General features: G+C 43.7%; 18 protein-coding genes. All 18 read right to left on the reverse strand.

Annotated elements, in window-relative coordinates:
- Positions 1-283 precede the first annotated feature (283 nt).
- The 18 genes from ABID56_RS05105 to uvrA all read right to left on the reverse strand — a co-directional run bounded on the left by ABID56_RS05105 (position 284) and on the right by uvrA (position 19,542).
- A complete protein-coding gene (locus ABID56_RS05105) occupies positions 284-541 on the reverse strand; it encodes an HPr family phosphocarrier protein (protein WP_354219540.1) in 258 nt (85 codons plus the stop codon).
- Between the two features lie 96 nt (positions 542-637).
- Positions 638-1,585, reverse strand: a complete 948-nt coding sequence (gene whiA / locus ABID56_RS05110) for a DNA-binding protein WhiA (RefSeq protein ID WP_354219541.1) — start codon at positions 1,583-1,585, stop codon at positions 638-640.
- A gap of 35 nt (positions 1,586-1,620) precedes the next feature.
- The gene (locus ABID56_RS05115; protein WP_354219542.1) at positions 1,621-2,577 is read right to left on the reverse strand and encodes a gluconeogenesis factor YvcK family protein; all 957 of its coding nucleotides are present in this window, start codon (positions 2,575-2,577) and stop codon (positions 1,621-1,623) included.
- Positions 2,574-3,461 carry an RNase adapter RapZ gene (rapZ, locus tag ABID56_RS05120; protein ID WP_354219543.1) on the reverse strand — a complete coding sequence of 296 codons (888 nt, stop codon included), beginning with the start codon at positions 3,459-3,461 and terminating at the stop codon, positions 2,574-2,576. The genes ABID56_RS05115 and rapZ overlap by 4 nt, the downstream gene beginning before the upstream one ends.
- A 226-nt stretch (positions 3,462-3,687) precedes the next feature.
- Entirely contained in the window at positions 3,688-4,641 is a 954-nt protein-coding gene (trxB, locus tag ABID56_RS05125) for a thioredoxin-disulfide reductase (protein ID WP_354219544.1), read from the reverse strand.
- A 113-nt stretch (positions 4,642-4,754) separates the two neighbouring features.
- Positions 4,755-5,768 (reverse strand): tetratricopeptide repeat protein, encoded by a 1,014-nt coding sequence (locus ABID56_RS05130; protein ID WP_354219545.1) that lies wholly within the window; start codon positions 5,766-5,768, stop codon positions 4,755-4,757.
- Between the two features lie 318 nt (positions 5,769-6,086).
- Complete coding sequence (locus ABID56_RS05135; RefSeq protein ID WP_354219546.1) at positions 6,087-7,733, reverse strand: glycerol-3-phosphate dehydrogenase/oxidase; 1,647 nt, start codon at positions 7,731-7,733, stop codon at positions 6,087-6,089.
- A 19-nt stretch (positions 7,734-7,752) separates the two neighbouring features.
- Positions 7,753-9,246, reverse strand: coding sequence for a glycerol kinase GlpK (gene glpK / locus ABID56_RS05140; protein WP_354219547.1), 1,494 nt, complete (start codon positions 9,244-9,246; stop codon positions 7,753-7,755).
- A 139-nt stretch (positions 9,247-9,385) separates the two neighbouring features.
- Positions 9,386-9,889 (reverse strand): acyltransferase, encoded by a 504-nt coding sequence (locus ABID56_RS05145; RefSeq protein WP_354219548.1) that lies wholly within the window; start codon positions 9,887-9,889, stop codon positions 9,386-9,388.
- 5 nt (positions 9,890-9,894) lie between these two features.
- Positions 9,895-10,533 (reverse strand): pyrophosphatase PpaX, encoded by a 639-nt coding sequence (gene ppaX, locus ABID56_RS05150; protein ID WP_354219549.1) that lies wholly within the window; start codon positions 10,531-10,533, stop codon positions 9,895-9,897.
- Positions 10,530-11,483, reverse strand: a complete 954-nt coding sequence (locus tag ABID56_RS05155) for a nucleoside recognition domain-containing protein (protein WP_354219550.1) — start codon at positions 11,481-11,483, stop codon at positions 10,530-10,532. The genes ppaX and ABID56_RS05155 overlap by 4 nt, the downstream gene beginning before the upstream one ends.
- 300 nt (positions 11,484-11,783) lie before the next feature.
- Positions 11,784-12,656 (reverse strand): prolipoprotein diacylglyceryl transferase, encoded by an 873-nt coding sequence (lgt, locus tag ABID56_RS05160; RefSeq protein ID WP_354219551.1) that lies wholly within the window; start codon positions 12,654-12,656, stop codon positions 11,784-11,786.
- Between the two features lie 13 nt (positions 12,657-12,669).
- A complete protein-coding gene (gene hprK / locus ABID56_RS05165; protein ID WP_354219552.1) occupies positions 12,670-13,611 on the reverse strand; it encodes an HPr(Ser) kinase/phosphatase in 942 nt (313 codons plus the stop codon).
- A gap of 231 nt (positions 13,612-13,842) precedes the next feature.
- On the reverse strand, positions 13,843-14,199 hold the full coding sequence (locus tag ABID56_RS05170; RefSeq protein WP_354219553.1) for a phage holin family protein: 357 nt from the start codon (positions 14,197-14,199) through the stop codon (positions 13,843-13,845).
- Positions 14,200-14,211: 12 nt separating this feature from the next.
- Positions 14,212-15,270: a DUF4097 family beta strand repeat-containing protein gene (locus ABID56_RS05175; RefSeq protein WP_354219554.1), complete on the reverse strand. Its 1,059-nt coding sequence runs from the start codon at positions 15,268-15,270 to the stop codon at positions 14,212-14,214.
- A 351-nt stretch (positions 15,271-15,621) separates the two neighbouring features.
- Positions 15,622-16,314: a bacillithiol biosynthesis deacetylase BshB2 gene (gene bshB2 / locus ABID56_RS05180; protein WP_354219555.1), complete on the reverse strand. Its 693-nt coding sequence runs from the start codon at positions 16,312-16,314 to the stop codon at positions 15,622-15,624.
- A gap of 12 nt (positions 16,315-16,326) precedes the next feature.
- On the reverse strand, positions 16,327-16,677 hold the full coding sequence (locus ABID56_RS05185) for a YojF family protein (protein ID WP_354219556.1): 351 nt from the start codon (positions 16,675-16,677) through the stop codon (positions 16,327-16,329).
- Between the two features lie 12 nt (positions 16,678-16,689).
- Entirely contained in the window at positions 16,690-19,542 is a 2,853-nt protein-coding gene (gene uvrA, locus ABID56_RS05190; protein WP_354219557.1) for an excinuclease ABC subunit UvrA, read from the reverse strand.
- Positions 19,543-19,546 lie beyond the last annotated feature (4 nt).

A 19,546-nucleotide genomic window follows, 5' to 3' on the forward strand; every position in this document is an offset into this window, starting at 1 on the left:
CCGTCAATTAACTCTATTATATAATAAGTCGAAACATTTTGTAATCTTTTTTTCAGAAGAATCACTCAAAACTGATTCGGAAGCCATATAAAAGGCTGAGTCCTATTTATGAGATAACACCTTTCATTTTTGAAATAATTAACTGGACTTATTTCAAAAATAGGGGAAGTTATTTCAAAAGTGGACGCAGTTATTTCAAAAGTAGAGGAATTTTTGAGATAACTTAAAAGAGGCACAAAAAAACTACAGCCTCTAAAGACTGTAGTTCTCATTCGACCTTATTTTAGCTTGACGATTCCATCATCGCCGCTAATGTACTTAAAGCGCTTTCTTCATCAGCGCCTTCTGCTTTCAATGTTACTTCTTCATTTGTTCCAATCGCCAAGCTCATAACACCCATGATACTTTTCGCATTCACCTGTTTTTCACCTTTTTCAAGAAACACATCAGCCGCAAATCGATTAGCTTCTTGAACGAATTTGGCCGCAGGACGGGCTTGCAATCCTGTCTCTAGTTGAACGACAACTTGCTTTTCTACCACAGTGATTCCCCTCTCTATGTTAAATTGTTATCCTTATCGTCTGTTATGTCTAATAGTATATATTATAGCACATATCCAAATGTTCGAATAGTCTGTTTATTTCTCGAGAAGGTCACCATTACGCAATTTCTTGGCATACTCATCGATTTTTCGAAAGCGATGATTTAACCCTGACTTACTAATCGAACTTGACTCCGCTAAATCGACTAATTCTTTTAACGACACTTCCTGATGCTTCATACGTAATTCGGCTGCCTCACGTAGTTTTTCTGGTAACGACTCAATGCCAACGACGCCATCTATATAACGAATGTTTTCGACTTGGCGGAAGGCAGCACCAATCGTTTTGTTTAAATTAGCCGTTTCACAGTTCACAAGTCGATTAACCGAATTACGCATATCACGCATAATCCGGACGTCTTCGAATTTCAATAACGCTTGGTGAGCGCCAATTAAAATTAAAAACTCGGTAATTTTTTCGGCTTCTTTTAAATAATTAATATAACCTTTTTTTCGTTCATGTGTTTTCGCATGTAAATCAAAATCATTCATTAAATCGACTAATGCATTATTATGCTCTTCATATAACGTAAAAATCTCCAAATGGTAAGACGACGTTTCTGGGTTATTAACCGATCCACCAGCTAAAAACGCCCCACGCAAATACGATTTCTTACAACAATCTTGTGTTAAATAACCATCCGGAATGTGTCTGTTAAATGATAATGGACCATCCATAATACCCAAATCGGTTAAAACGTGCTCAACGCCCTCTACCATACGAACGATATAAATATTATTTTTCTTTAGACGCATTTTTTTACGTACGAGTAATTCGACTGGATAGTTATACACCTGTTTAATCAATGTATAAATACGGCGTGCAATTGCGGCGTTTTCGGTTTGAACGTCAAGCATATACTTCCGATTCGAAAATGATAGTGAGCCGTTCATTCGAATAAGTGCCGATAATTCCGCTTGTTGACAGCATTCATCCGTCTCAACAGCTGTCAGTTCTTTTTTTGTTTCTGATGCAAATGACATAGTAATTCCCCTTCATTCCATTTACCTATCCACCATTATAACAATTCATAAAGAAGTTTTGCGATTTTATGCTCATGATGTTTTAATGTGCCATCCGTATGTAAATCGGCGATATCCCCTTTAATTACTTCGACATCCATCGCTTCTAATTCATCCCGATCACATACCACAGGTTCGGCTTGTTCTTTCTCATATTCTTGTTTGATTGTCGTTTCAATCTGCTCACCGTGAATCACAATCGAATCGACAAATGAATCATCAACATGGCGGTGCATCGCCTTAATATGATCCGACGCTTTATAGCCCGTTGTTTCGCCATGTTGTGTCATGACATTACATACATAGACCGTTTGTGCGTTCGTTTGACGTAAAGCGTCTTTAATTTCCCGGGAAATTAAATTCGGAATGATACTCGTATACAAACTTCCCGGTGCTATGACAATTAATTCAGCCTGCTTAATCGCATTAACAGCTTCCGGTAACGGCTGAACATGAGGCGGGTCATAAAACACACGCTCGATCGGCTTGTTAACTTCTGGAATGTTCGACTCGCCTCGCACCACTGTTCCATCTGAGAATGCTGCTTTCAAATACATATTTTCATTCGCGATCGGGTAAATTCGCCCCTTCACGTTAAATACGCGAGAGATTTCTTTTATCCCTTTATAAAAATCACCCGTAATCGACGTCATCCCAGCTAAGATGAGGTTACCTAATGCGTGGCCAGACAAACCGTTGCCATCTTCAAATCGGTGTTGAAACAACTCTAATAACGTCGGTTCCACATCTGACATCGAAGCAATCACTTTACGAATATCGCCTGGAGCTGGCATGCTCAAATCTTCGCGCAATCGTCCTGTACTACCACCGTCATCTGACACAGTCACAATTGCGGATAAATTAATCGGGAATTTCCTCAGACCACGTAATAATACAGGTAGTCCTGTACCACCACCGATAACAACAACTTTCGGCCCATTTACGTTTGTCATGATTGCACCTTATGCCCTTTCTTAATATCGCGGTGGTAGACGTGTGCTGAATATTCTTGACTAATCTCTGCGGCAATCTTTTCGGCTAATGCAACGGAACGATGTTGACCGCCCGTACAGCCAATGCCAATGACGAGTTGGCTTTTACCTTCACGTTCATAGTGTGGCAATATGAACGTTAATAAATCCATCAATTTTCGTAAAAATTTACGCGTATCTTTCCATTTCAAAACATATGAGGAAACTTCTTGATTTTGCCCCGTTAACTCGCGCATCGATTCAACATAATGCGGATTTGGTAAAAAACGAACGTCAAACAACAAATCTGCATCGATCGGGACACCATGCTTATAACCGAATGACACGAGTTCGACCGAGAAGACGTGTTGCTTTTTCTCTTTAAATTGTTCTATAATTTGTTCGCGTAATTGGCGCGCTGACAGTTCAGACGTGTCAATTATCGTTTGCGAACGTCCCTTTAACTCATCTAAAATGGCGCGCTCTTGGTTAATACCGTCTAGCGGTAATCCTTCAGGTGCTAACGGGTGCGACCGACGTGATTCTTTATAACGTTGCACGAGCGTTTCTTTATCAGCATCTAAAAAGACAATGTGCTCAGAAATCGCTTCATCACTCGTGAATTCATTCAAGTTATCATATAACGAATCAAAAAATTCACGGCCACGCAAATCCATGACGACCGCTAACCGTTTGTTTTCTTTATTATCTTTCATCAGTTCAATAAATTTTGGCAATAAAGCAGGTGGTAAATTATCGACGCAAAAATACCCTAAATCCTCAAGGCTTTGGATCGCAATCGTTTTACCGGCACCTGACATGCCTGTAATAATAACTAATTCTACTTTTTGAGGCGTTTGTTCCATTCTCATCACCCTCATCTTTTTGATCACTTACAATTATACACGCTCAAGTGCAACCTGACTATTCAAGTATCCGTTTTCTTTATGTAAACAGAAAAACACAGGTAGATATGCGTCCATCTACCTGTGCTAATCGAAGCTCTATAGAATAAAGGGGGTCAATTATTACGTTCATTATAACAGCCTAATGTTTCACCTGTGTTACAGGCTGATTAAGAGACCGTTACGATTACGATTTCGCCGCTTCTAATTCTTCCATAAGATCTTCAATATAATGTTGTGCTGCTTGCGCTGCGATACTGCCATCACCTGTTGCTGTGACGATTTGGCGTAATTCTTTATCGCGAATGTCACCAGCTGCAAACACACCCGGGATCTTCGTCTGCATTTGCTCGTCTGTTTGAACCCAGCCTTCGTCATTCGTAATGCCAAGATCAGTAAACGCACTATTTAACGGTAGCATACCGATATAAATAAAGACACCATCGATTTCTTCCTCACGCTCTTCGCCTGATTCATTGTTATAAAGTACAGCACTGCCGACTTTACCATCTTGCTCTTTAATTTCTTTTAACTCTGTATTCCAATAGAAATCAATTTTGTCATTATCGAACGCACGCTCTTGTAAAATCTTTTGCGCACGTAGTTCATCACGACGGTGCACAATCGTGACCTTATTCGCGAAACGTGTTAAATAAATACCTTCCTCAACAGCGGAGTCACCGCCACCGATTACGAAAAGGTTTTTATCTTTAAAGAAAGCCCCGTCACATACGGCACAATACGATACGCCGCGACCAGAATATTCCGCTTCACCTGGTACACCTAGTGTCTTATACTGAGCACCTGTCGTTAAAATAACAGCGCGTGCTTTGTATTCTTTCTTACCAGCAATGACTGTTTTATATTCTTTACCATCGATAATTTGCTTAATATCACCGTAAGCATATTCAGCACCAAATTTCTTTGAGTGCTCGAACATTTTCGTCGATAAATCTGGTCCTAAAATATGCTCAAAACCAGGAAAGTTTTCAACGTCTTCCGTATTAGCCATTTGACCACCAGGCATACCGCGCTCTAGCATTAATGTATCTAAATTGGCGCGTGATGTGTAAACGGCCGCTGTCATACCAGCAGGTCCTGCGCCAGCAATAATCACGTCATAAATTTTTTCTTCACTCATACTGTCAACTCCTTTAATCCGAACTAACTAATTCAATCTACTCTTATCATATTATATTCCCTTAAAAGCGACAATTAATATGCTCACAGGGGTATTTTGTTATCCTATTCTAACTATACCCAACCATGTGCATGTAACAAACGTTCAATCGTTGGATGCTGTTCTTTTGCTGCATTCCACACAACATTCGCGTTGTCTTGACCGTAATAAGCCCGAAGCGCATAACCGAACCATAAATAATAACTTAAATAATTCGTTACCTGGTCGGATTTTAGTTTACGGAAGCGTTTGATGGCTTCAGCATGGTCATTTACTTGCGCGATCGTAACCGCCAATTTTAATTGTTTTTCGAAATACGTCGGGTACACATGTTTGAGTTGCTCTAATAATGGCTCACTTAAATCTGTTCGGCCGATCTGATCGTAAAAATACGTTAAATTCATGCGACTGCTTAACGAATCAGGATCTTGATCAAGCCACGTTTCTTCATATTGAATCGCGTCTTCAGTAGATCCTAGTTGGAATAAGGTATACGCGTACTCATGTTTCGCCGGCAAATATTCTGGAAACGTCTCGATTAATTCCTCTAACACCGTTAACGCTTCTTCCCATTCTTCATGTTCTAAATGGTAAAATGCCGTTTCTTGATAAAGCATGAATTCATCTTCCGCATCAAACGTTAACTCGTCATCTTCGGCATCATCGACCATCACTTGATCCAACATCACAATTAACTCGTCTGTTTCTTGTTTAAAATCACCGTTAGGATCGAGCTCAAGATACGTTTCAGCCGATTTTTTTGCTTCATAAAACAATCCTAAATGCGCGTAATTATTCGCCATTAAATAATAACAGTCCACATAAGGCTCTTCACTCGTATCAATGACTTGTTGCAATAAATCGTTCGCTCTGTGGTATTGATGCAATTCTGTATATAACACTGACAACTGACACAAATAGAGTGCGTTGTTCGGGTCCATGTCTAACGCTTTATGGAACCATTTTTCAGCTTTTTGGAAATCTTTTCGCTTAAACGCTTTAACGCCATAGGTAAAATAAAAATCCCCGTCGTGTCGAAACGTTGCGACCTTGTTTGGTATATCCGTTTCTCGAAACATCGTGCGCATAAAGGCCTCCTAGTCTTGCTAATCCTGATTAAGTATAACATAACACCATTCGACAAAGCGATAGTCGCGATTAAATCATAGGCTGTGTTAAAGTCCGTTGTTGATATTGTGATCCGCTGTCGGTGGACGCTTTCCGCGGGCACGGCTCGAGCTGTTCCCGCTGGAGTCGCCACCTTCGCTTCTCACAATTCAACAACTCAGTGCTAAATCAATCAAAATCAACACTAAACGTTAACAGAGCCAAATCATAAGAGCGACAGATTATTTTTGAGCGCGACAGAAAATCCTTGGCTCAAGTCGCCAAGGATTTTCCGATCTTTATCCCATTTCCGCTTCCGCTATGAGTTGATCAACTTCATCCAAGTAAGCTTCGTACTGCTCATCTGTCCATTCGAATTGTTTCGCCATTTCGGAAACAACTCGTTCTTTATGCGTTTTGACGCCTTCGATATTGAAAAATAAATCGCCTGTGCGTCGTATCAAGAAATCAACCGGCTTATAAACGGCTTCATGATCAATCGCATAATGCAATTCCGCTAGTACGGCACGTGCCTGTTCATCATAGCCTTGCAATGCGATGAAATAATCTAAGACTAAACGAGTATTCGCGCCATATCGGTTAAGCCACGTTGCCATGATCTGTTTGTCGATTTTTTCTTGTGTAGTCTCATGCAAAATCCGCTGCGTCAACTCGGCAAAGCCTTTCGAGCCACCGACTTCACCGCCTGCAAGTGGTAAGTGTTTCGTTTGCGATTTCACAAATGGTCGGCCGTCGATAGTTCTTAGTTTTGAACAAACTAAATCGACGACGTCCTCAGCCATTTGACGGTAACCCGTTAATTTACCGCCTGCAATAGACATTAAGCCTGAGTCTGACTCTAATATTTCATCTTTCCGAGAAATTTCGGATGGATCTTTTCCTTCTTCGTGAATGAGCGGACGAATGCCAGCCCATGTTGATTCGATATCCGCGTCTGACACGTGCACATCCGGAAACATTTGATGGATCGCATCTAACACATATGCTTTATCCGCTTCCGTCGTAACAGGATGGTCCAAGTCACCGTCATAAGGTGTATCCGTTGTGCCGACATACGTCTTACCATCGCGCGGGATCGCAAAAATCATCCGACCATCTGGTGCATCAAAATAAACCGCTTGTTGTAACGGAAAGTCATTTTGATCAAAAACGAGATGAACACCTTTCGTATGGAATAGTTCTTTCCCTTTTTTCGATTGGTCTAACGTGCGGAGTTCATCGACCCATGGCCCTGTCGCATTCACGACGTAATGGCTATAGACATCATGGGTGTCGCCATTCACTTCATCATTCACTCGAACGCCAATCACATTACCGTCGTTATGCAACAATTGCTCCACTTTCATATAATTAAACGCAACGGCACCCTTTTCGACGGCTTTTTTCATCACTTCCATCGTGAGGCGGGCATCGTCTGTTTTGTACTCGACATAATAGCCGCTACCTTTCAACCCGTCACGCTTCAATAATGGTTCGCGCTTCATTGTTTCATCAACCGATAACATTTTCCGGCGTTCAGCTCGTTTCACACCGACTAAAAAGTCATAGACTCGTAATCCAATATTCGTGGAAATCGGACCGAAATTGCCACCTTTATAAAATGGAAGCATCATCCATTCTGGCGTCGTAATATGCGGCGCGTTCTCGTACACAATATCGCGTTCTTTCCCGACTTCCGCAACAAGTCCGACTTCAAAATTCTTTAAATAACGTAAGCCGCCGTGCACAAGTTTTGTCGAACGACTAGATGTCCCGGCTGCGAAATCTTGCATCTCAAGCACAACCACGTTCATTCCGCGCGTGGCCGCATCAAGGGCGATCCCTGCGCCAGTAATGCCGCCACCGATCACAATTACATCATAAGACTTATCTAATAATTGTTTATTGTTTTCTCGATCTAAGTTCGTCCATGTACTCAATGTCATCATCCTTCCTGTCTAACGATTACGATGTAAATGCCTGCGTTGCTTTGACAGCGCGTTTCCATCCGTCATATTTTTCATCACGAACGTCATCTTCCATATTCGGCTCAAATGTTTCGTCGACATTCCATTGATTTGCGATATCGTTTTGACTGTCCCAAAAACCGACGGCTAAACCTGCTAAATACGCAGCCCCTAACGCTGTCGTTTCATTGACGACTGGACGCTCCACCGCGACGTTTAACATATCGCTCTGAAACTGCATTAAAAAGTTATTTTTCACAGCACCACCATCGACGCGTAACGTTTTCAACTGTAAACCAGCATCGTCAATCATCGCATTGACGACGTCTTTCGTTTGATAGGCGAGTGATTCGAGCGTGGCGCGTACGACGTGTTCTTTTTCGGAACCACGCGTTAAGCCAAACATCGCCCCGCGCGCTTGGCTGTCCCAATACGGCGTCCCTAAGCCGACGAACGCCGGAACGACATAAACGCCATCAGTTGACTCAACTCGCTGCGCATAATCTTCACTTTTCGGTGCGGAATCGATTAGGCGTAACCCATCGCGAAGCCATTGAATGGCAGACCCAGCGACGAAAATGCTTCCTTCTAATGCATAATCGACTCGGCCATCAATGCCCCAAGCGAGCGTCGTTAATAAACCATTATTTGAGCTAACCGCTTCATCACCCGTGTTCATGAGCATAAAACAACCCGTGCCGTACGTATTTTTCGCCATCCCTTTGTCAAAACAGGCTTGCCCGAATAACGCGGCTTGCTGGTCACCACAAGCGCCGGCAATCGGAACAGTTTCACCTTGAAATTGATAGCTAACCGTATGGCCGTAAATTTCTGATGAGTTCGTCACAGTCGGCAGCATATTTTTCGGTACGTCTAAATGCGACAACAACTCATCATCCCATTCTAAGTCGTGAATATTAAACATAAGCGTCCGTGACGCATTGGAATAATCCGTCACATGAACGTCGCCACCCGTTAACTTATAAATTAACCACGTATCAATCGTCCCAAACATGAGCTCACCGTTTGCCGCCCGTTCTCGAGCCCCATCGACATGATCTAATATCCATTTCACTTTCGTTCCAGAAAAATATGGGTCCAAAAGCAACCCTGTCTTCGTCCGAAACGTCTCTTCAAGCCCACGCTCGCGCAAATCGGTACAAATATCTTCCGTTTGCCGCGACTGCCAGACAATCGCCTTATGAATCGGTTTCCCCGTTTGGCGATCCCAAACAACAGTCGTTTCGCGTTGGTTCGTAATACCAATGCCTGCAATTTGCGACGCATCAACATCCGCTTTTCGTAGCACTTCCGTCATGCAATGTTGAGTTGACGTCCAAATTTCGTTCGCATCGTGCTCAACCCAACCTGGTTTCCGAAAATATTGTTCGAATTCTTGTTGCGCCACGTCAACCATCTCACCGTCATGATTAAACAACATCGCACGCGAACTCGTCGTCCCTTGGTCTAATGATAAAATGTATTGTGTCATCTTACCGCCCCCTCAATCCTTTTATGTATGTGATATATATGATGTTATTCCTTATTGGCAACTTTTTCAAACATTAAAAAAAGGCTACATCAATAAGACGTGACGTCGTTATTCATGTAGCAGTTGTTTAAGTGTTATATCATTGTTTTGCTTCGCGTTCTTCTTTCGTATAAATGACTTGCATCGGGTTACCGCCGACAAACGCGCCTGCTGGAACGTCTTCATGGACGAGTGTCGCAGCAGAAACGATCGCGCCGTTGCCAATCGTCACACCAGGTAAAATCGTACTATTCGCTCCGATCATGACATTATCGCCAATGACGACATCACCTAACCGATATTCGTCGATTAAATATTCATGCGCCAAAATCGTCGTGTTGTAACCAATCACGCAATTTCTCCCGATCGTAATTTTTTCCGGAAACATCAAATCAGGCATGACCATGAGTGCAAGCGCTGTTTCGTCGCCGATGGACATGCGTAAAAACGTGCGGTAAATCCCGTTTTTTACCTTTAACCACGGTGTATAGCGGCCGATTTGGATCGCGATAAAATTTTTACACACTTTCAAAAACGGCACGGTTTTATAGATTTGCCAAAGTGAATTCGATCGTGTGACCGGATAGCGCGTCGTTTTGCGCATGCGCTTCACCCCTTTACAATATCGAGTAAATCAGCCATGTCATCTAAAATATAATCCGGTTTGAATGACGCAACGTAGTCACGCCCTTTTGCGGACCAACCGACAGCGGCCGTTTGTACACCCGCATTTTGACCCGCTTCAATATCGTGCGAATTATCGCCGACCATGAGCGTCGATTCGATCTCGCCACCTAATGCTCGCATGCCGCGTAATACCGGATCAGCAGATGGTTTCGCCGCCTCAACATCATCTAATCCGATCACGACATCGAAAAATTGATCAAGCCCGGTTAATTCAAGCCCTTTCCGTGCCGAGCTTTGAATCTTCGTTGTTACAATCGCCATCGGATAGCCGTCTTCGTGCAATTGGCGAATCACATCGTAAACGCCGTCGTACATTTTGATATAAGCATCGTGATTAGACAAATTGTGTTCGCGGTACGTCGCCATCATCTCATCGACTTGATTTGGGTCGATCGTTTGCAACGTGTCACCTAATGGCGGACCGATAAACGGTAAAATGTCATCGCGTTCATAATCGCGACCTGTATGTTTTTTTAATGTATAGCGAAATGATTCGACGATTAAGTCGTTTGAATCAATTAGCGTGCCGTCTAAATCAAATAATAATGTTTTGACCGTCATGTTGGAACATCCTCTCTTACAGAATCGATTGTTTTATTTTTCTCCATTCGTCGCCAAATATAAGCGACAAGTGCTGTTAGTGCAATGGCAGCGGTTAAACGTATGAGCAACAATGGCCAAACCGGAATACCGAGCGGAATAAAGACGAGCGTATCTTCCACGACCGCGTGACATGTGACGAGGAAAATTAAGACGAGATACATATCCTTTTTCGAGACGCCATCTTCTTGCACCGCTTGAATCATCAACCCAGCGCCGTACGCCAGACCAATCGTAAGACCTGCTACAAGTGTCGTCGACGCATTCGGTTGCACACCAATGACACGTGTGGCAGGAGCTAGCTTTCTCGACATCCAATCGAGCCATTTCGTATCGCGCATCCATTGAATCCCGATCATGAGCGGGATGACGATCGCGGCTAATTGTACAATACTAAGAATCGCTGTTTCGAAGGCTGTCATGGTAATTTCCATCCAACCTGAAGGCGCAGGCCCTTCATTCGAAATCAGGCCGTACTGTGCCATCTCACCGCCGCCTTGCCAAAACAGACTAATTAAAACAGCAGATAAAACCGCTAAAAAAACACGCACACCGACGATAATCCAAAAGTTAACACCGACTTTCGATGCGACAGCCGATTCGATAATTAAATTGTGGGAAAAGGACAGCATAATCGCCAAAATAAACACTTCTTTGACCGTAAAATCAAAGCTGACAATCGCGCCGATCCCTGCATATAAGTTCAACAAATTTCCTAACACGAGTGGGACCGCTGCTTCGCCAGGCAAGCCTAAAAACTTCATGACAGGCTCGAGCCAACTCATAAACATTGGAAACAACGGTGTATATCTAAGCATCATGACGATGACCGTTATCGGAAATATAATTTTACTTAAGGCCCATGTCACGTTCAACCCGCTCATGAAGCCATTTTTAAGTGTCGCCCCCAAGCGTAAACCTCCCTTTAAGACTTAACTCTGTTAAAGTTTAGTGTTGATTTTCGATAGATTTAGCACTGAGTTGTTGAATTATGAGGAGCGAAGGTGGCGACTCCAGCGGGAACAGCACGCGTCTCGAGACCCCGAGAGATGCACCTGCGTCTTCTAGCATTGCTTCGAAGTAGGCTTCCTCGGTGCAAGTTGCAGGGTAGCTTACTCGATGATGTTGCCTGGCTCGAGCCGTGCCCGCGGAAAGCGTCCACCGTAAGCGGATCACAATATCAACAACGGGTTTTACCAAAAACCTATGACTTACTTTTTCTTCTTTTTCTTTTTGTTTTTCGATTGCGGTTTGTCTAAACGCGTACCATCGTATAACACCCTATCATAGCCATGCTTACGACGGTAATAGAGAACGTACAGACTACCCATGATTAATAAGACGGAAATCAGTTGAGCCACACGCAAATCACCCACTAAATACAGGCTATCCGTGCGCATCCCTTCAATAAAGAAACGCCCGGCCGAATACCACATGACATACGATAAGAAAATAACAGCGCGACGCGGATTCACTTTATAACGTAGCACGAGTAATAAGATGATCCCGAGTAAACTCCACATCGATTCGTATAAGAAGGTTGGATGATGATAAACCCCATCGACACACATGTTATTCATAATCCAGTCCGGAATATATTGATGGAAATTTTGATAAGCTGATTGCGAAATCGGGCCTCCATAAGCCTCCTGGTTCATGAAGTTACCCCAACGCCCTAACATTTGACCGAACAAAATACTCGGCGCTGCAATATCAGCCACTTTCCAAAATGAGACGTTTTTTATTTTCGTATAAAAATAAGTAACTAGCACAGACGCGATAAGGGCTCCGTGAATGGCGAGACCACCTTCACGTATATCAATCACGTCGATCAGTGAATTATAATTTTGAAATTCAAACGCGACATAGTATAAACGCGCTCCGACAATGGCTGCCGGAATCGCAAAGACGAGCAAATCGACGAAGAAATCTTTATGTAAATTCAATCGTTTACTTTCTTGTGTCGCCATAATTAGACCAATGACCGCACCCAGCATAATTAACACGCCGTACCAATATATCGGAAACGGACCTAGCTGTAAAAACACGCGGTCGTATGCTTCATACTGACAAGCTTCATACATGTTTTCTCGCTCCTTACTCTATTTCATTGTGATCGACATCAATAACCGAATTGAGTCGTTGTGTAAATTCTTCAGCTGTGTTGACACCCATCCGTTTTAACCGGAAATTCATCGCAGCCACTTCAATAATAACCGATAGATTTCGTCCCGGTCGTACAGGAATCGTCGATTTCGGCAAATCAACATCCATGATTGGCATCGTTTCTTCATCGAGGCCTAAACGATCGTATTGTTTTTCCTCATCCCATGATTCGAGATGAGCGACAAGCGAGATTCGTTTGAAATTACGTACAGCACCCGCTCCAAATAACGTCATGACATTAATAATACCAAGTCCACGAATTTCAAGTAAATGTTCAATCAAGTTTGGCGGGTTACCGATGAGGGTGTCATAGTCTTCTTGACGAATTTCGACGTTATCATCAGCGACAAGACGGTGACCGCGCTTCACGAGTTCGAGTGCCGTTTCACTTTTACCAATACCACTGTTACCTGTGATGAGCACGCCAACACCATAAATATCGACTAATACGCCATGGACAGCTGTCGTTGGCGCAAATTTTGTTTCTAAATAATTCGTTAACCGACTAATGACACGCGTCGTTTTATACGGCGAACGCATGACAGGAACGCCTGCATCGTCTGCTGCTTCGATTAATGTCTGTGGCACATCCATGCCTCTTGTGATCACAATCCCTGGTGTTACGTCGGTGCACATTTTTTCCATACGGTCGGTCACTTCGTCTTCGGTTAAATCGTATAAAAACGACAATTCCGTTCGTCCCATTAATTGAAGTCGTTCTTTCGGATAATGGGTGAAATAACCTGCCATTTCCATGCCGGGACGCGATATATCACTCGTGACGATTTCGCGATGAATGCCGTCTTTACCTGCGACGAGCTCCATCTCAAATCGTTCGATTAAATCTTGTGTTCGGACTTTCACAACCGTCAATCCTCCTCGTTGAATCACTCTACCTACAGTTTATCATACCGACCGCTATGAGAAAGCCTTTTTAACTTGACGATTTTTAGTTATTCGCTTCATTTATTTAATAAAGTTACTTAGTTATGAGATAACTGCTTTAAGTTTTGAGATAACTTCGGGCAGTTATGAAATAAATCGGGGGATTTATTTCATAATTGGAACATTGGAACGAAAAAATCACGGCCGCGGCCGTGATTTTTATTTAAACATCTGCTTAAATAAGTTTTGTAATAAAAAGTTGAGGATCGACACGATAATGGCGGCTAAAATGGCCCAGCCAAATCCGTCGATGACGAATCCTGGTCCGATAAGCCATTGCGTGAGCATCAATGTAATCGCATTGATCACGAATAAAAACAAACCGAGCGTGACAAACGTGATCGGTAACGTAAAGAACACGAGAATTGGTCGCACAATCGCGTTTAATAACGATAAAATAAGGCCGGCTAGTAGCGCAATTTCTATGCCATCGACTTGAAAAGCATCCAATAATTCTGAAACAGCAAAAATCGCGATCGCATTTACAAGAATGGAAATAATCCAGTTTTTGAACATATGAAAACTCCCTTAAGACTGCTTCACTTTAATGTTTCCTGTTTTCGCCGCTAAACGAATGTCACACCGTGGTTCGTCTGATTCCCCGTGAAAGAACTGCATTTGGCGTTTCACTTTTTGATCGCCGAGTTCTTGAATCGTGACATCATCCATATCAACATCCACACTATTCAAGCTAGTATATGCTTTGCCATTCACACGCATGTCATCTGGTACATGTAACATGATCGCTCCGGTCGTCACATTAATATCCATACGGCTGGCGTCATCACGGTCTTGTAAAATCTTCGCCGTTCCTGTCACGACATTCGTATCGATTTCATCCGCTTCACCGTCAAAATGAACTGAACCAACTGTCGTTTCGAGTTTAACATAATCAAACGCGACATCATCGCACTTAATCGAACCATGACGCGTTTCCACTTGAGCTGAATCTGCTTCATGCCCTAACACTTTCACACTGCCGTTAACCGTTTGCAACGACGAGGTGTGACTTGTTAAATCCATTAACTTAACCGAACCACTCACTGTTTGAATATCAATGTCATCATACGTATGGTCAGGTACGTAAATCGTCGCATTGACGAACATATCTTTTCGTTTTTGACGTAGGACGAGTTGATCGCCTTCTATCGTGACGACAGTCGATTGGTCAAACAATGTTTCCGCCTCGTTACCGTCCGATTGATTAAAAACTTTACCTTCAACTTGAACTTTTATGACATGATCGTCTGATGGTTTGACGGTAATCGGCCCGTTTTGCCAGTCAACGGCGATTTGTTTCACGTTATGGTCATCAAAGTGAAATAAGCGTTTCACGTCTTTTGGGTTAAATCGTTGGACGGTATCTCCGACAAATTGGCTAACGCCTTCAGCCATTTGTTTGAAATCACGTTTAAATCGTTGTGTGAATTTTGATTCGCGTTTATCGGTCTGGCTGTCGTCTTCTGACGCTTGTTCGGATGTGTTGTTAAAATCTTGACCTAATTCATTTAACATCATATCCGCTTCTTCAGCCGTAATATGACCTTCTTCTAACAATTCTAGTATTCGACGTCGTGATTGACTCATCAGGTGAAACCTCCTTTTAAATACTTTCAACACTCTATTAAAGTCCGTTGTTAATCGTGTGATCCGCTGCCGGTGGACGCTTTCCGCGGGCACGGCTCGAGCCAGGCAACATCATCGAGTAAGCTACCCTGCAACTTGCACCGAGGAAGCCTACTTCGAAGCAATGCTAGAAGACGCAGGTGCATCTCTCGGGGTCTCGAGACGCGTGCTGTTCCCGCTGGAGTCGCCACCTTCGCTCCTCACAAGATCAACAACTAAGCGCTCTGTTCCAATTAATAAATAAAATCTGAACTTCAACAGTAGTATTTCCTATAATATGACTGTTCCCTCTGGTGAGTCATGACAAACGTGTTAGCTCATCACGTCGTCAACATCGACTTTATAAAATGATTCGTAACGTAATCGTTGCAACGCGCTTTCGTACTCACCTACGAAGTTCGAACTCTCTTGCATTTTCTTAAGCATACCTTCTGCTTGCGATTTGTGCGATTTGATCGCTGCAAGTTTACGGTCAAAGACAGATTCTGTGTCGAGCACAATATCGGGCTCGCCTAATTTAGCTTCGCGGTCATTCGAAATCGCTGTCGCCCATACTTCAGGGCGTTTGTCGTGATCCATTTGACGAACAGCTTCAAATGCTGCCGCCCCCATCGCATCGTGGTCCGGGTGCACAGCGTACGGCGGGTAAAAGGTGATCACTAACGTAGCACCCGCCGCTTCGATTCGTTCTTTCAAATTCGCGGCCACTTCTTGTTTCGATTCGAATTCTAACGTTTTATCGCGATAACCGAGCATAACGAGATCCATATCTAACACGTTACACGCATCGATTAATTCTTGTTTACGGATTTCTGGTAACGTTTCGCGGTTCGCAAAAAATGGCGTCCCCATATTGCGGCCCATTTCACCTAGCGTCCCGCATAAATATGTGACAGGCACACCTGCATCGCGGAAATTTAAAATCGTGCCTGACGTGCCAAACGATTCATCATCTGGGTGTGGGTAAATGACGACCACTTGTTCATGTTTTGCAAAATCTACCATGCTATTCCCCCCTTACATCTTAAACGGTGTGCGACTAATTTGTAGCGCGACCATGAGACGTCCAACATCGTCATGCCCCGCTAACAACAATTGCCCATCATCGTTTAGTTCGTAGTCTGTAATGCCTTCTGCGTAAACCCAACCGTTCGTTTTGAGACCAACACGATACGTCCCATCTGATTCAACAATCGTGCCGCGTTCGTATTCGATTTGTGCATTGCGTATATAAGCGCCAACATTGTGCGCGTTTGAATCGAAATGTTTCGCATAGGCACCATTTGTCGTTTCTAAATGTATATAAACAGGTTCGTTGGCAAATTGGTCGAGCAAATCTTGCACCTGTTCCATTTCAATTGCTTTCATGTTTTCTCCCCCTTATGTCGTTAACCGTTCTGCCATTCGTGCTCGGTCACGTTCTAAGACGCCTTTCAAATAGCGCCCTGTATGCGACGCGTCGATGTCTGCTACCTCTTCCGGCGTGCCGGTCGCGATTATATCGCCACCTCCGTCACCGCCTTCAGGGCCGAGGTCAATCAAATGATCCGCAGTTTTGATCACATTTAAATCGTGTTCAATGATAATCACACTATCACCGTTTTCGACTAAGCGTTGTAAGACAGTCAGTAATCGTGCAATATCATCGGTATGCAAGCCTGTCGTCGGCTCGTCTAAAATATAAAGCGATTTTCCATTCGAGCGGCGATGCAATTCACTCGCTAATTTGACTCGTTGCGCCTCACCACCCGACAATGTTGTCGCTTGCTGTCCGAGTTTAACATAGCCTAACCCGACATCATAAATCGTTTGCAGTTTGCGTTTGATTTTCGGGATATTTTCGAAAAACTCAAGTGCTTCTTCTACGCGCATCTCGAGCACGTCGGCGATATTTTTACCTTTATATTTCACTTCCAACGTCTCGCGATTATACCGTTTACCATGACACACTTCACACGGCACGTACACATCCGGTAAAAAGTGCATTTCGATTTTGATGATCCCATCACCTTTACACGCCTCACAACGACCACCTTTGACGTTAAAACTAAAACGGCCTTTCTTGTATCCGCGCATTTTCGCTTCACTCGTTTGCGCAAACACATCGCGAATATCATCGAAGACACCGATATACGTTGCCGGATTCGAGCGTGGTGTGCGGCCAATTGGCGACTGGTCGATGTCGATCACTTTTTCCAATTGATCTAACCCCTCAATCACCTTGTGCTCACCAGGTTTCGTCTTACCGCGGTGGAGCGTTTTCGACAATGTTTTAAACAAAATATCGTTAATGAGCGTACTCTTTCCGGAACCAGAAACGCCGGTCACGACCGTCATTAAACCGAGCGGAATCGATGCGTCCACCTGTTTCAAGTTATTCGCCGTCGCCTCACGAATCGTTAATTGACGCTCCGGATTGATCGGACGACGCTCATGTGGTACTGGAATAAACTGCTCGCCACTCAAATATTGACCCGTTAACGAATTGGCATCATTCATCACTTCATCAGGCGTGCCACTCGAGACGATTTCGCCACCTTGGGCACCCGCACCTGGACCGACGTCAATTAAATAATCCGCCGCTAACATCGTATCTTCATCGTGTTCCACGACAATGAGCGTGTTATCGAGGTCACGCATTTGCTTTAGCGTTTCGATTAAACGATCATTATCGCGTTGATGCAGGCCAATCGACGGCTCGTCTAACACGTAAAGCACGCCATTTAGCGCTGAGCCAATTTGCGTCGCTAAACGGATACGCTGCGCTTCACCGCCTGATAATGTCCCAGCTGAACGCGACAAGTTTAAATATTCTAAGCCGACATTGATTAAAAACGACAAGCGGTCTTGAATCTCGCGAATAATCATGTCCGCGATTTTGCGGTCTTTGTCATTTAACGATAACGCTTTGACCCAGTTCAAGCTGTTCGTCACACTCAGTTCGGTCACTTCTCCGATATGATTGTTCGACAGTTTTACCGCGAGCGCCTCTTCATTCAAACGATACCCGTTACACGTCGGGCACGGCGACTGCGCCATATATTTCTCCATCTGCTCGCGAATAAAGCTCGAACTCGATTCGCGGTAACGACGAGCGACATTATTTAAGACACCTTCAAAGAAAATCTCGTTTTCCCGCACTTGACCGCGTTCATTTTCATAATGGAAATAAATTTTTTCATCGCCGCTGCCATACAACACTTTATTTAATTGATCGTCAGGCAACTCGTTTACAGGTTTGTCCATATCAATGCCGTAATGATCGCAAACTGACTGTAAAAGCTGCGGATAATATTGCGATGAAATCGGCTGCCACGGGGCAATCGCATGCTGATTAAGCGACAAATGCCAATCCGGAATGACGAGATCAATATCGACTTCTAAGTTTTGCCCAATGCCATCACATGTTTTACAAGCACCTAATGGATTGTTGAACGAAAACAAGCGTGGTTCGAGCTCTGAAATCGTAAAGCCACATTCCGGACAAGCATGATGTTCATTAAACAACAAGTCGTCCCCGTCAATCAGGTCGATAATCACTTGTCCTCCACTAATACTAAGCGCTGTTTCGATCGAATCGCTCAATCGCCCTTCCACGCCTTCTTTCACGATAATACGGTCAACGACGACTTCAATCGTATGTTTTTTATTTTTTTCAAGTTCTATTTCTTCGGTTATTTCGCGCATTTCACCGTTCACGCGCAGGCGGACATAACCTTCTTTTTTCAAATTGTCCATGACGCGTTTATGTTCACCTTTACGACCGGAAATAACCGGTGCTAACACTTGCATTTTCGTTCGTTCTTCTAGTTCCATCACTTGATCGACCATTTGTTCAACCGTTTGGGCTGAAATTTCCACACCATGAATCGGACAGATCGGTTGGCCGACACGTGCAAACAACAAGCGTAAATAGTCATAAATCTCCGTCACCGTTCCGACCGTCGAACGCGGGTTATGACTCGTCGTTTTCTGATCAATCGAAATCGCCGGCGACAACCCTTCAATCGCATCGACATCTGGCTTGTCCATTTGGCCTAAAAACTGACGCGCGTAGGCCGACAACGACTCGACATAACGACGCTGACCTTCCGCATAAATCGTATCGAACGCCAAAGACGACTTGCCTGAACCAGACAAGCCCGTCATAACCACGAATTGATTTTTCGGAATGGTTACGTCAATGTCTTTTAGATTGTGAGCTCTGGCGCCTTGTACTGTTATAGATTTCATGTCG

Source organism: Alkalibacillus flavidus (assembly GCF_040545925.1).
Taxonomy (GTDB): Bacteria; Bacillota; Bacilli; order Bacillales; family Alkalibacillaceae; genus Alkalibacillus; species Alkalibacillus flavidus.

Bases quoted from the DNA above. Each gene is read 5' to 3' on its own strand.
- whiA (WP_354219541.1), bottom strand. From the start codon at position 1,585: ATGTCATTTGCATCAGAAACAAAAAAAGAACTGACAGCTGTTGAGACG.
- ABID56_RS05115 (WP_354219542.1), bottom strand. From the start codon at position 2,577: ATGACAAACGTAAATGGGCCGAAAGTTGTTGTTATCGGTGGTGGTACA.
- rapZ (WP_354219543.1), bottom strand. From the start codon at position 3,461: ATGGAACAAACGCCTCAAAAAGTAGAATTAGTTATTATTACAGGCATG.
- trxB (WP_354219544.1), bottom strand. From the start codon at position 4,641: ATGAGTGAAGAAAAAATTTATGACGTGATTATTGCTGGCGCAGGACCT.
- ABID56_RS05130 (WP_354219545.1), bottom strand. From the start codon at position 5,768: ATGCGCACGATGTTTCGAGAAACGGATATACCAAACAAGGTCGCAACG.
- ABID56_RS05135 (WP_354219546.1), bottom strand. From the start codon at position 7,733: ATGACATTGAGTACATGGACGAACTTAGATCGAGAAAACAATAAACAA.
- glpK (WP_354219547.1), bottom strand. From the start codon at position 9,246: ATGACACAATACATTTTATCATTAGACCAAGGGACGACGAGTTCGCGT.
- ABID56_RS05145 (WP_354219548.1), bottom strand. From the start codon at position 9,889: ATGCGCAAAACGACGCGCTATCCGGTCACACGATCGAATTCACTTTGG.
- ppaX (WP_354219549.1), bottom strand. From the start codon at position 10,533: ATGACGGTCAAAACATTATTATTTGATTTAGACGGCACGCTAATTGAT.
- lgt (WP_354219551.1), bottom strand. From the start codon at position 12,656: ATGTATGAAGCTTGTCAGTATGAAGCATACGACCGCGTGTTTTTACAG.
- ABID56_RS05170 (WP_354219553.1), bottom strand. From the start codon at position 14,199: ATGTTCAAAAACTGGATTATTTCCATTCTTGTAAATGCGATCGCGATT.
- ABID56_RS05175 (WP_354219554.1), bottom strand. From the start codon at position 15,270: ATGAGTCAATCACGACGTCGAATACTAGAATTGTTAGAAGAAGGTCAT.
- bshB2 (WP_354219555.1), bottom strand. From the start codon at position 16,314: ATGGTAGATTTTGCAAAACATGAACAAGTGGTCGTCATTTACCCACAC.
- ABID56_RS05185 (WP_354219556.1), bottom strand. From the start codon at position 16,677: ATGAAAGCAATTGAAATGGAACAGGTGCAAGATTTGCTCGACCAATTT.
- uvrA (WP_354219557.1), bottom strand. From the start codon at position 19,542: ATGAAATCTATAACAGTACAAGGCGCCAGAGCTCACAATCTAAAAGAC.